Source organism: Microtetraspora sp. AC03309, from assembly GCF_020826795.1.
In the GTDB taxonomy this organism is placed as follows: Bacteria; Actinomycetota; Actinomycetes; order Streptosporangiales; family Streptosporangiaceae; genus Microtetraspora; species Microtetraspora glauca.
The window spans coordinates 35,860-48,270 of the sequence record NZ_JADDIL010000042.1; the positions used below are offsets into that span (position 1 = coordinate 35,860).

General features: G+C 72.1%; 8 protein-coding genes. 4 read left to right on the top strand and 4 right to left on the bottom strand.

The window, feature by feature from the left end; all coding sequences use genetic code 11:
- Positions 1 to 38 precede the first annotated feature (38 nt).
- The gene (locus IMZ11_RS24120; RefSeq protein ID WP_228644622.1) at positions 39 to 3,653 is read left to right on the top strand and encodes a serine/threonine-protein kinase; all 3,615 of its coding nucleotides are present in this window, start codon (positions 39 to 41) and stop codon (positions 3,651 to 3,653) included.
- 26 nt (positions 3,654 to 3,679) lie between these two features.
- Here the strand turns inward: IMZ11_RS24120 and IMZ11_RS24125 are convergent, their stop codons facing one another.
- On the bottom strand, positions 3,680 to 5,920 hold the full coding sequence (locus IMZ11_RS24125) for an MMPL family transporter (RefSeq protein ID WP_228644623.1): 2,241 nt from the start codon (positions 5,918 to 5,920) through the stop codon (positions 3,680 to 3,682).
- Between the two features lie 115 nt (positions 5,921 to 6,035).
- Between IMZ11_RS24125 and IMZ11_RS24130 the strand changes: the two genes are divergently transcribed.
- Positions 6,036 to 6,578, top strand: coding sequence for a TetR/AcrR family transcriptional regulator (locus IMZ11_RS24130; protein WP_061257710.1), 543 nt, complete (start codon positions 6,036 to 6,038; stop codon positions 6,576 to 6,578).
- Positions 6,579 to 6,663: 85 nt separating this feature from the next.
- On the opposite strand, the gene IMZ11_RS24135 is transcribed toward IMZ11_RS24130, so the two are convergent.
- On the bottom strand, positions 6,664 to 8,271 hold the full coding sequence (locus IMZ11_RS24135; protein ID WP_228644624.1) for a serine/threonine-protein kinase: 1,608 nt from the start codon (positions 8,269 to 8,271) through the stop codon (positions 6,664 to 6,666).
- 281 nt (positions 8,272 to 8,552) lie between these two features.
- On the opposite strand from IMZ11_RS24135, the gene IMZ11_RS24140 reads away from it, so the two are divergent.
- Both IMZ11_RS24140 and IMZ11_RS24145 read left to right on the top strand, forming a co-directional pair.
- Positions 8,553 to 9,377, top strand: a complete 825-nt coding sequence (locus IMZ11_RS24140; RefSeq protein ID WP_061257712.1) for a HipA family kinase — start codon at positions 8,553 to 8,555, stop codon at positions 9,375 to 9,377.
- A complete protein-coding gene (locus IMZ11_RS24145) occupies positions 9,374 to 9,760 on the top strand; it encodes a DUF3037 domain-containing protein (protein ID WP_228644625.1) in 387 nt (128 codons plus the stop codon). Before IMZ11_RS24140 ends, IMZ11_RS24145 begins: the two co-directional genes overlap by 4 nt.
- On the opposite strand, the gene IMZ11_RS24150 is transcribed toward IMZ11_RS24145, so the two are convergent.
- Positions 9,741 to 10,583, bottom strand: a complete 843-nt coding sequence (locus IMZ11_RS24150; RefSeq protein WP_228644652.1) for a GNAT family N-acetyltransferase — start codon at positions 10,581 to 10,583, stop codon at positions 9,741 to 9,743. The genes IMZ11_RS24145 and IMZ11_RS24150 overlap by 20 nt on opposite strands.
- Positions 10,584 to 10,622: 39 nt before the next feature.
- The gene (locus IMZ11_RS24155; protein WP_228644626.1) at positions 10,623 to 12,299 is read right to left on the bottom strand and encodes an alpha/beta hydrolase; all 1,677 of its coding nucleotides are present in this window, start codon (positions 12,297 to 12,299) and stop codon (positions 10,623 to 10,625) included.
- Positions 12,300 to 12,411: the final 112 nt, after the last annotated feature.

A 12,411-nucleotide genomic window follows, 5' to 3' on the forward strand; every position in this document is an offset into this window, starting at 1 on the left:
TAACCCGGTAGATCACCGCATCGCTTGGGAGATGTCCCATGAGTTCGACACCGCTCGCACCCGGAGACCCCGTACGCATCGGTGAGTACGCGCTGGCCGGACGCCTGGGCAGCGGCGGTCAGGGCGTCGTCTACGAGGCGTACGACGCGGCGGGCCTCCGGGTGGCGCTCAAGGCTCTCCACCAGGACGGGCTGCACCGGCCTCCGGCGAAGGAGGTCGCGGCCACCCGGCGGGTGTCGTCGTTCTGCACCGCCAAGATCCTGCACGTCGACCTCGACGGCGACCGGCCGTACATCGTCAGCGAGTTCGTGGACGGGCCCAGCCTGCGCTCGGCGGTGGAGCGGGCCGGGCCGTACACCGACGACGCCCTGCACCGGCTCGCCACAGGAGTGGCGACGGCGGTCGCGGCCGTCCACGAGGCGGGCGTCGTGCACCGGGACCTGAAACCGGACAACGTCCTGCTCGGCCCGGACGGCCCTCGGGTCATCGACTTCGGCATCGCGCGCATCCTGGAGGGGTCGCTGACCGCCGACAGCGCGCTGATCGGGACGCCCGCCTACATGGCGCCCGAACTGTTCTCCGGAGGCACGGCGGGGCCCGCGGTCGACGTCTTCGCCTGGGGCGCGGTGATGGTGTTCGCCGCGACCGGCGCGGCGCCGTTCCAGCGGGACCACGTCGCCGCGGTCGTGCACCAGATCCTGACCGCCGAGACCGATCTCAGCCCGTTGCCCGAGCCGCTGCGCTCGCTCGTGGCCGACGCGCTCAGCAAGGATCCCGACACCCGGCCGACGTCACGCGACCTCCTGCTCGGCCTGCTCGGAGGCGCCGCTCCACGCGGCTCGCTGCTCGCGCGCGGCAGCGACACGGCGGCGACCGTACGGCCTCCGGAAACACTCGCCGCGCGGGCTCCCGAGCTGGGGGACGTGGCGGAGGAGGTGTACTCGTCCCTGCCCGAGGCCGATCGGGCGGTCGTGCCGCGAATCCTGCTGCGGATGACCGGCCCCGAGAACGAGCTGTACGTCGTGGAGGAGAACGAGCTCAACGACGACACCGGCGGTGACGTCGAGGCCGTACTCGCGCGTTTTGTCTCGGCGGGGCTGGTGAGCCGCCGGGAGGGCGGCGTCGGCCTGGTGAACGCCGCCGTGCCCCAGGCGTGGTCCCGGCTGCGCGACTGGCTCGCGGACGACCGCGCCGGGCTCGCGACCCACCATCGGATCCGTACGGCGGCCCGGACCTGGGAGTCGGGCGGCCGCAAAGGCGGCGACCTGCTCAGCGGCACCGCACTCGACACCGCCATGCAGTGGGCGGCGACCGCCCGCCGGCACATCGGCCTCAACCAGCGGGAACGCGCCTTCCTCGACGCGGGCGCGGCGCTGGCCAGGCGGCGGATCCGGCTGCGCCGTGCGGCCGTCGGCGGGCTGGCGGTCCTGCTCGCGGTCGCGGTCGCGCTCGGCGGCCTGGCGGAGTTCATGCGCCGTGACGCCGACGCGCAACGCAGGACCGCCGTGGCCGAGCGAAGAACCGCCCAGACGGAACGGGCCAAGGCCGACACCCGCCGGGACATCGCCGTGGCCGACGGCCTCAGCGCCACGGTGAAGGAGTTGCGGGAGTCGGATCCCGCCGGAGCCATGCGGCTGAGCCTCGCGGCCTGGCGCATCGCCCCCACCGAGGCGACCCGCTCGGCCGTGCTCGGCTCGCTGGTCCAGCGGGAACTCACCGTCTTCAGCCCGCCCTCGGTCGACCGCGCCTGCCACAGCGCGGACGGGGCCACCGAAGCGGTGGTGACCGGTGAAGACGTCGAGTTGTGGGACGTGGCGTCCGGCACGCGGAAGGCCACGCTCAAAGGGGTGGCCGGGAACGGTGCCCCGTGCGAGCTGAGCCCGGACGGACGCCTGATCGTCCTGTTCGGCGACGGTTCATCGACATTGCGGGACACGGCCACGGGGAAGGCTCGAAAGACCGTGCCGGGAGACTCCCTTCGCTTCACGGCATCGAAGCGTTACATCGTCTCCACGGGAGAAGATCGAGAACGCCTGCTCCGGTTGCCCGACCTGACCCCCGTACCCGGACTGCCCTCCGCGTACCGGGTGGACACCGATGCCGCGGGCGAGTACGCCGCCGTCCAGGCCGAGGACAGTTATGTCGATCTTTATCGGATCGGCGATCCGGATCGGATCGTCCGCCTCGGCCCCGGCGAGAAGGGCGGGGCGGATCCCGACCTGAGCTCCCGGAGGATGGCCATCAGCCCGGGTGGGAAGCTGATCACGCTCACCGTCGATCTCGACATCGTGACCCTGGACCCGAAGAAGCCCAGCGCTCCTGGCCGCGGCCACACGCCCACGGGGGCCGGGGAGAGGGATCTCGCGGAGCTCGCCGTGTTCAACCGTGACGGCACGGTGCTGGCGACGGCCAACGCGTGGGCCGTACAGATCTGGGATCCCACCACCATGAGGGAGCTGGGCCGATTCAGCCATCCGGGATTCCAGACCGCCTCCATCGCGTTCTCCGCCGACGACGACCGGTTGGTGATCGGCGGATTCGACGGCACCGTCCGGACGCTGGACGCGAGGGCGTACACCCACCCCGTCCGCCTGCGCGAGCGCGCGGGTGCCGCGGGCGGCCCCGTGCTGGGCGCGCTGTTCAGTCCGGACGGCACGACGATCGCGACGGTCTCCGAGAAGGCGGTGCGCTTCTGGGATCGCCGCACCGGCGAGCAGATCGGGGCGGACGCCAAGGGCCCATGGGAGACCAGGTGGGACACCGTCGACGCCACGGCGGTCGTGTTGCCCGCCATGGCGTTCGCACCCGACGGAAAAACGTTCGCCACCGTCCGTTCCAACACCGTCGTGTCGCTGATCGACGTCCCGGACGGGCGGGAACGGGGCCGGATCCTCCTGCCGGAGAACACCTCCGACCACCCCGAGGAGGTCTTCGCCCTGGCCTTCAGCCCCGACGGGAAGACGCTCGCCCTCTCCGACGCGCGCAACAAGGTGCGGCTCTACGACACCGTACGGCTCCGCCGGACCGGCGGCACGGACGCGGCCCTCGTCACCACGCTCGCCTGGAGTTCCGACGGGCGGCTGCTCGCGCTCGGCAACCCCGAACAGACCATGCTGTGGGACACGAACGAGAAAACCCCCAGCAAGCCGTTCGCCCAGGAGCACAGCAGCGAAGCCCTGACGTTCGCCCCTGACGGCGCGAGCCTGGTCGTCCGGGGGGAGAACGCGTGCTCCTGTACAAGCCAGGTGGGCCCGGCGATCGACGCACGGGTGTGGATCTGGGACGCCGAGACCGGGCGGCCGATCGATCCTCCTCTGGCAGGGCACACCGAGCCGGTGATCGCCGCGGCCTACTCCGCGGACGGGCGGAGCCTGGCCACGGCGAGCGCCGACGACACCATCAGGCTGTGGGACGTCGCGACCCACCGCATGATCGGCCTGCCGTTCACCGGTCACACCGGCGACGTGGTGGCGGTCGCGTTCGGCCCGGACGGGCGGACGCTGTCCTCGATCGGCGCGGACGGCACCATCGTGAACCAGGACCTCGATCCGGACCGGGTCTTCCGATCCCTCTGCGCCCGCGCGGGCGGCGGCCTGTCCGAACGGGACTGGGCCAGGCTGGTCCCCGACGTCCCCTACCGCGCGACCTGCTGATCCGGACGCGCGGGCCGGAGTGGGCGTCAGCGGCGACCGGTCGCGGAGAGCTCCTTCTCCGGTACGGCGCCCGCCGGCTCGTCGTCGTGGCCCTCGATGGAGATGTTCGGCAGGATCCGGTCCAGCCAGCGCGGGATCCACCAGTTGAGCCGCCCGAGCAGGACCATCGTGGCGGGCACCAGGAACCCGCGGATGATCGTGGCGTCGATGGCGATGGCCACCGCCAGGCCGACGCCGAACACCTTCACCAGCGGGTCCGGGTAGGCGACGAACGCGGTGAACACCGCCACCATGATCAGCGCGGCGGAGGTGATCACCCGGCCGGTCGATCCCAGCCCCTCTGCGACGGCCGCCCGGTTGTCCCCCGTCCGCGTGTACGCCTGCCGTACCGAGGTGAGCAGGAACACCTCGTAGTCCATGGACAACCCGAAGAGCACCGCGAACAACATCAGCGGGACATAGGTGTCGATCGGCACGGAGAAGAACAGCGTCTGCACGAACGACCCGTCCGGGGAGTAGGGCGGGTCCATGCCGACGAGCCGGCTGCCCACGCCCATGGAGAACACCACGGCGAGTGCCCCGAACGCGGTGCCGAGGGAGACCAGGTTCATCAGCGCGGCCTTGATCGCCACCAGAGGGGCGCGGAACGCGAGCAGCAGGAGCAGCGCGCTGAGCAGCACGACGACCGCGACCACCAGCGGGGTCCTGCCCATGATGCGGTCCCCGGCGTCCGCCAGCCCGGCGACCTCGCCGCCCACGTGGACGTGCGCGCCCGGGACCCGGATCGCCCGCACCCTGGACACGACGTCGAGGGCGCGCGGATCGCTCGGCGCGTACTCGGAGATCACCTGCACGAGCACGGAACGGCCGTTCTCGTTGACCTTGTGCGGCGACACGTGCGCGACGCCGTCGGTGCGCTGCAACCGCCGGGTCAGGTCCTGGACGACGGGATCGGCCGGTGTGGTGTCCGCGATCTTCTGGTCGAGCTCGGCGACGACGATGAGCGGGCCGTTCGCGCCGGGCCCGAACCCGACCGACACCAGTTCGTACGCCCGGCGCTCCGAGGTGCCCCGGTCCGAGTACCCCTGGTCGAGGGGGCCGAGCTTCAGCGCCGCGGCCGGGGCCGCAAGCGCGGCGAGCGCGACCACGGTGACGGCGAGCACGCGCCATGGGCGGCCGGCGACCCAGTTGCCGAGCGCGGCCCAGCCGGTGGCGGGCCCGTGCCGTCCCGCGACGCGTCCCACCAGCGGCAGCCGGAGCGCGTTGACACGGTGCCCGAGCAGGCCGAGCAGCGCGGGCACGAGGGTGATCGAGGTCAGCACGGCGCACACGACGGAGATGCCGGTGATCCAGCCGAGCGTGCGCAGCAGCGGGAAGCCGGCGAGCGTGAGCGCGCTCAACGCGATGACCACCGTGCCGCCCGCGAAGAGGACCGCGCCGCCCGAGCTCGCGACCGTACGCCGGACCGAGTCGTGGACCGGCACGCCGTCGGCCAGCATTCGCCGGTGCCGCGAGAGCAAGAAGAGCGCGTAGTCGATGCCGACACCGAGGCCGATCATCGTGGCCATGATCGAGGCCGACTTGGGCACGTCCACGACGTGGCCGAGCAGGCCGATGACGCCGAGGCCGACACCGAGGCTGATCAACGCGGTGAAGACGGGGATCAGCGCGGCGACCAGCGTGCCGAAGGCGAACAGCAGGACCAGCAGCGCGACGGCCACCCCGATGATCTCGCTGGTCCCGGTCTTGATCTCCTTGTCCGCGGGAGAACCGGAGCCCGCGGGCACCACCTCGATGCCCGCCTCCGTCGCGGGGGCCGCCGCAGCCACGAGCGCCTGCGCGGTCTCGCCGAGCTTCACGCCGTCCTGGCCCTGCAGCCGCACGGTGATCATGCCGATGCGCTGGTTGGAGGCCATGCCGCCGAGGCGGTACGGCGTCTGCGCCTCGACGACGTGCGGGACCTCGCGTATCCGGGCCAGCGCGTCACCGACGGCCTTCTCGCGGCCCTCCGACAGGAGGGTGCCCTCCTCGGTGTACAGCACGAGCTGAACGGTGCCTCCGGCGTCGTAGCCGGGGCCGAACCCCTCGCGCATGAGCTCGTGCGCCCGCTGCGCGTCCGTGCCGGGGATGGCGACGTTGTTGCTGACCGGGCTCCCGTAGATCATGGTGACGGCGGTGAGCAGTCCCGCCGCGAGCACCCAGAGCGCGAGCACGAACCGCCCGTGCCGGGCGCACCAGCCACCGAGACGTCCTAGCAACGTACTCATGGGAACCCGCCCGTCATGTCGCTGTAACGCCGTCCTGTACGGTCGTACAGAGCGTACAGAGCGAGCGTAAGTCGCAAATCAGGCTTAATGCCGTACCTCTCTCGGAAATGAGACGATGGCCACATTCGACCCTGGGAACGACACCCGGTCCCGCATCCTGGCCGCCGCTCGCGAGCTGTTCGCGGAGCGGGGATACGCGGCGACGTCGCTGGCCGACATCGCCGCGGCGGTGGGCCTGACCAAGACCGCCGTGGCCTACCACTTCCACCCGAAGGACCGCCTGGCCGCCGAGCTCATCACACCCGCCGCCGAGGACGTGCTGCGCCTGCTGGGCACGGACTTCGGCGGTGACCGCCCCGCCTACATCCGCGCCTTCGTCTCCTTCGCCGTACGGCACCGCGCCGTCATCCGGCTGTTCATGGAGGACATCGGCGGAGCCGACGACGCGCCGCCCGGTTCACCCGGCGAAGCGATCAGGACCTTCCGCGACGAGTTGTACGCGCGACTTGCCGGGGCCGACCCCGACGCCGCGACCCGGGTCCGCGCCTGGGCCGTCCTCGGCTGCGTGCAGGCAGCCGTGGTCAAGACCACCGACGTGCCCGGTGAGCTGGTCGAGGAGACCGTCGTCCGCGCCGCCCTCGCGATTTACGAATCCTGATCCACAGACGGCGGCGAGTCGCGGGGTGACGTGGCGAGTCGCGGCCCATGAGGAGTCGCGGAGTGACGTGGCGAGTCGCGACCGGTCAGGAGTCGCGGGCGAGGCTGCCGCTGTACGCGACCCCTCCATCGCCCGACCGGATCACATCCACCCTGGCGGCCCGGTCGTCCGTGGCGGAGAACACGACGATCCCCGGATGGCAACTCGTGCCGGTCACATGGTCCAGGCGAAGGATGAGGTCGCCCTTCTTCTCCCCTGTCCGGGTGAGGCGCCCCTCGCAGTGCAGGTCGGCACCCCAGCGCATGCGCGAGGAGCCGGACAGATAGATCTCCATCGGGAACGTCCGGGCCGCCTGGGGGAATCGGGCCACCCCGATCCACATGCCGGCGTACCTTTCCACCCCGTCGGAGGACCGCGCGCCGGAGCCGGCGCCCGAACCGGTGCTCGATCCGGTGCCCGATCCGGTGCCCGATCCGGTGTCGGTGCCGGAACCGCCGAGGCCGGTCAGGAAGATCGCCACCCCGAGGAGAAGGGCGAGCGTGGCGGTCAACGTCGCCGTGACGGGCAACCAGCGGCGACGCCCTGTCCTGCGAAGCTCCTGGGCCGCGCGCTCCCCCGTCTCGCCCGAGGTGGCAAGAGGCGCCGTCGCCACGAACGGCCCGCCGATCGCATCCGGCGTACCGGTCTCCCACGTCGCCGGCATCGGGCCCGACATCGGGGCCGGAACAGCGGCCGAGTCGGTGCCTCGGGAGGGAGCCGAGGCGGCGGCCGAGCCGATGCCCCGGGAGAGAGCCGGGTCGGTGACCTGGGAGGGAGCCGGGCCGGTGACCTGGGAGGGAGCCGAAGCGGTGGCCGACATCCGGGCGGGCGGGGTCACGGTCGCCGCCGTCCCGCCGCCGAGGAGCCTGCTCAGCACCTCCTCCGCTCCGGGACGGTCGCGCGGCTCTCCCGCCAGACAGGCGATCACGATTTCCCGGAGCGAGCCGCCGAGGGGATCGAGGTCCGGCGTGCCGTACAGGATCCTGGCCAGGGTCGCGGCGTACGTTTCGGCGGCGAAGGCGTGCCGCCCGCTCGCGGCGTACGCCATGGTGAGGGCCCAGCTGAACATGTCGCCGGCGGGTCCGACAGGCTCGCCTCTGAGCTGCTCGGGGGCGAGATAGGCGGGTGTGCCGACCGGCCCGCCGGTCGTCGTCGTGGCGTCGAGCAGGCGCGAGATGCCGAAGTCGATGACGCGCGGCCCGTCCGCGCCGATGAGGACGTTCCCCGGCTTGAAGTCGCGGTGGGCCACACCGGCACGGTGGATGGCGGCGAGCGCGGTGGCGGTCCCGACCGCGACACGGTCGAGGGCTCCGTCCGACCTCGGCCCGTCGGCCGTGACGCTCTGCTGGAGCGAGACGCCGTCGACGTACTCGCTGACGATGTAGGGCCGGTCACCGTCGAGGTCGGCGTCCAGGACCTGGGCGGTGCAGAACGGGGCGACGCGCCGTACGGCCTGGATCTCCCCGACGAACCTGCGCCGGTCGGAGCCGCCGCCGGCCAGGCGGGCGTGGAGCAGCTTCACCGCGACGGGCGAGCCGTCGGGGCCGGTGGAGAGGAAGACCACGCCTTGGCCGCCCGCTCCGAGCCGCCCGTCGAGGATGTAGTCACCAAGCCGCCGTGGATCCTCCGGGCGCAAGGGGGAAGGCCGCGACACCCGCAATACGTATCATGACCGCCACTACTGCACGCAATCCGGACAACGGGTCTCCTACCCGAACAGCTCGATCGCACGGCGTGCCGCTCCCGCCTTCGCGATCCTCGCGTCACTGATCACCAGAGGACAACGCAGGGCCTCCGCCGGCACGGCATACAGAGCGCCGTGCGCACGGTGACCGTCCCGAAGCCCCCATCCCCGATCGAGGTGAGGCGGCGGTGGAGCGCCTTCCATCGGCACTGGATATCCGGGTGACGGTGGGCAGCCGATAGCCTTACCGCGTGCTGGAACAGATCACGGCGACGCGTTACGTGACGCCTCTCCGAGAGGGCGGCTCGCTTCCCGGCGTCGTGGAAGCCGATGATCTCGGCACCTATGTCGTGAAATTTCGGGGGGCCGGGCAGGGACGCCGGGTCCTCGTCGCCGAGATCATCTGTGCCGAGCTGGCCAGGAACCTCGGCTTCGCCACCCCCGAGCTGAAGGTCATCGACCTTGACCCCCAGATCGGCGCGCGGGAGCCCGACGAGGAGATCCAGGACCTGCTGACCGCGAGCGCGGGCCACAACCTGGCGATCGACTTCCTTCCGGGCGCCCTCGGCTTCGACACGCTCGGCCGGGAGCCCGACCCGGTGTTCGCCTCCCGCCTGCTCTGGTTCGACGCCCTCATCCACAACGTCGACCGGAGCTGGCGCAACCCGAACCTCCTCGTCTGGCACGGCGACGTGTGGCTGATCGACCACGGCGCCGCGCTCTGGTTCCACCACAACTGGCCGTCCGCCAACCCCCGGCGGGCGTTCGACGGGAGCGACCACGTGCTCGCGCCGTACGCCACCGAGCTCGAAGCGGCCGACGCCGAGCTGGCCCCGCGTGTCACCCGCGACCTGCTCGACAAGGTGACCGCGCTGGTCCCCGACGAGTGGCTGGCGGACGAGCCGGGCTTCGACGATCCGCAGGCCGTACGCGACGGATACGTCGAGCACCTCCTCGCCCGCGCGCGTGGGCCGCGCGACTGGCTCCCCGGCACGGCGACGGCCGCCGCCGCCGGTCGCGAGCGGCAGGGCTCCATCGGCGGCTTCTGGCGCGCGACACGGGAGGAGAACCGATGAGCCGCGACGTCTACGAGTACGCCGTCATCCGCGTGATCCCCAGCGTCGAGCGGGGCGAGCTGATCAACGCGGGCGTCATCCTCTACTGCCAGCCGCGCGGCTATCTCTGCGCCCGCGTCGAGCTGGACGAGGCCCGGCTGCGCGCGCTCAGCGTCTCCGTCGATCTCCCCGGTGTACGGCACGCGCTCGCGGCCTACGAGATGGCCTGCACCGGAGACGCCGGCCCCCTCGACAACGAGGCGCCCGGCAGCCGGTTCCGGTGGCTGACCGCCCCCCGGAGCACGATCGTCCAGACCGGCCCGGTCCACGCGGGACTGACCCGCGACCCGGAGGCCGAGCTCGACCACCTGATGGACCGGCTGGTCAGAAGAGCACGGACATGAAGGTGTCGACCTCGCGGAAGCCGACCCTGCGATAGGCCGCCCGCGCCGGCAGGTTGTAGTCGTTGACGTAGAGGCTGACGACCGGCGCGAAGTATTTCAGCGACTGCTCGACCACCGCGGCCATCCCGGCGGAGGCGTGGCCGCGCCCGCGCAGCTCCGGATCGACCCACACTCCCTGGATCTGGCACACCTGCGGGGTGACCGCGCCGATCTCGGCCTTGAAGACGACCCTGCCGTCGTCGATGCGGGCGAGGGACCTGCCGATGCGGATCAGCTCGGCGACCCGGGACCGGTAGAGCGCGCCGCCGTCCCCGTTGTCCGGGGAGACGCCCACCTCCTCGGTGAACATCGCCACGCAGGCGGGCAGCAGGATGCCGAACTCCTCGGGCTTGACCCTGCGCACCAGCGGGTCGGGGTCGACGGCGGGCGCCGAGGTGGTGGCCATCACCGGCTGGGCCCAGCGGATCGCCCTGGCCGGACCCCAGTGCGGCTCGAGCCGTTCCCAGAGCTGCTCGACGGCGCCCGAGGGCCCCACGATCGAGGAGCAGCGCCTGCCCTGCTTGCGGGCCCGGTCGGCGAACGCGTGCACGGCCTCCCGGCCGGCGTTGACCGGGACCAGGTTGGCCCCGGCGTAGCACAGAGAGATCAGCCCGCCGCGCGGGCCGAACCCCCACATCTGCCCCCCGAGCCTGGTCGGGCTCAGACCGACGGCCCTGACCCGGGAGGAGACGAAGACGTTGGCGACGGGATCGGAGTCGAGGAGCGCCAGCACCTCTTCGCGATCGTTGTCGTCGAGGACGCGCGACGCCGTAGTACGCAGCATCACGGGGCCAAGCCTACGCGACTACCTCGATTTTGGAAGTTAGCGGACGCGTCCCATGAGGAGGCGGGTCAGGAGAAGATGCCCGCTCGCGCCTCCCGACGCCATCGGGGTGATGGGACGGGGCTCGATCACGCCCTGGCAGGCGGCGTCGGCGCCCTGGCCGATCCTCCTCGGCGGCGTGGTCGCGTCGCGCAGGTAGGCGGCGAGGAACCGGTCGGCGCAGGCGTTCCCTGCCAGCGCGACGCCGTGGTCGCCGCCCGCCACGGTGACCAGCCGCGAGGTCGGGAACAGGTCCCGGACGCGAAGCGCCCCCTGGTACGGCGTGGCCGCGTCGTGCCGGGCCTGGATCAGCAGGACCGGCGGCAGCTTCGCGGTCCCCACCGAGGGGGGAGTACCGCCGCGCTCGGCCCAGAACGCGCAGGGCGCGTTGTAGACGGCGTTCGGCCAGGCGAGGAACGGCGCGCGAGCGGCGACCTTGGTGGTGTCGGCGTGCCAGCGGGTCCAGTCACGGGGCCACGCGGCGTCGCGGCACTGGACACCCAGGTAGACGGCGTAGCTGTTCTCCTCCGCGGCGCCGGTCTCCGCCAGGTTGTGGTACGCCGCGACGAGCCCTGCGGTGTCGCCCTTCTTGACGTAGTCCGCGAACGCCTGGGCGAGCCTCGGCCAGGCGGCGCTGGAGTAGCCGCCGACGGTGTAGACGTCGTCCAGCTCGCTCGGCCCGACGACGCCGCCCGCGGGACGGCTCCTGAGCCGGGAGCGCATGGAGTACCACGCGAAACCGAGCCCGGACCTGGTGCGTCCCAGGCCGTACACGTCGTCGTGCCGCGCGATCCAGTCGAGGAATGCCTGGTGGCGCTGGTCGAACGCGTAGTCCTGCGCGATGTTCACGTCGTACCACACGCCCGCGGGATCGACCACGCTGTCGAGCACCAGCCGCCGGACCCGCTGGGGGAAGAGCGTCGCGTAGACGGCCCCCAGGTACGTCCCGTACGAGTAACCCAGGTAGCTGATCTTCTCCTCGCCGAGGGCGCCGCGGATCTCGTCCATGTCGCGTGCCGAGTTCTCGGTCGTGAGGTAGGGCAGGAACCAGGCCCACCGGTTACCGCATCCTTCGGCGTACTCCCGGGCCCGGCCGACCAGCGCCCGCTCCTCGGCGCCGTCACGCGGCACGTTGTCCGCCCGGGGCGCCGCGAAGTAGCTCTCGGCGTCCACACAGCTGACGGCGGGCTCGCTGGAACCGACCCCGCGCGGATCGAAACCGATCACGTCGTAGCGGGCGGCGACGTCCGCCGGCAGCGAGGCCGCGACGAACCTGGCCAGCGCGCGTCCCGAGGCGCCGGGGCCGCCCGGGTTGACGAGCATCACGCCGAGATGGTTGCCGTCGCGGGGGGCCGTCCCCTTGATCCGGTTGAGCGCCAGCGAGATCTGCTGGCCCTCCGGCACCGTGTAGTCCAGGGGCACCCGCAGGGTGCCGCACTCGACCTGGCCGACCGGTGCCTGCCGCCGCGCGGCCACGGGGCGGGTGACATGCCTGCCCGCGTCGCCGATCTCGCCGAGCGCGGAGCCGAGCGCGCCGGTCTGTGGCCGGGCCTCCTCGCAGGGACCCCAGCTGACCGCTTCCGGCACCGTCCCCGGCCGGGCGTTCGCCACTCCGGCCCCACCCACTGCGGCGCCGAGCACCGTCATGCCCGCGACCACCCCGATGATCCGCTTCACCCGCACGCTCCCTCTGCTCAACGGCAGAGGCAAGCTTCGCCTGCGTCAGCGCACGATCACGCTGCGCATCCGAGGATGCCTGTCATTGTGTAGCCGAGACCTTGCGGTGTGT

What these genes read in the sequence shown, in the direction of transcription:
- IMZ11_RS24120 (WP_228644622.1), top strand. Translation starts at nt 39, where the DNA reads ATGAGTTCGACACCGCTCGCACCCGGAGACCCCGTACGCATCGGTGAG.
- IMZ11_RS24125 (WP_228644623.1), bottom strand. Translation starts at nt 5,920, where the DNA reads ATGAGTACGTTGCTAGGACGTCTCGGTGGCTGGTGCGCCCGGCACGGG.
- IMZ11_RS24130 (WP_061257710.1), top strand. Translation starts at nt 6,036, where the DNA reads ATGGCCACATTCGACCCTGGGAACGACACCCGGTCCCGCATCCTGGCC.
- IMZ11_RS24145 (WP_228644625.1), top strand. Translation starts at nt 9,374, where the DNA reads ATGAGCCGCGACGTCTACGAGTACGCCGTCATCCGCGTGATCCCCAGC.
- IMZ11_RS24150 (WP_228644652.1), bottom strand. Translation starts at nt 10,583, where the DNA reads ATGCTGCGTACTACGGCGTCGCGCGTCCTCGACGACAACGATCGCGAA.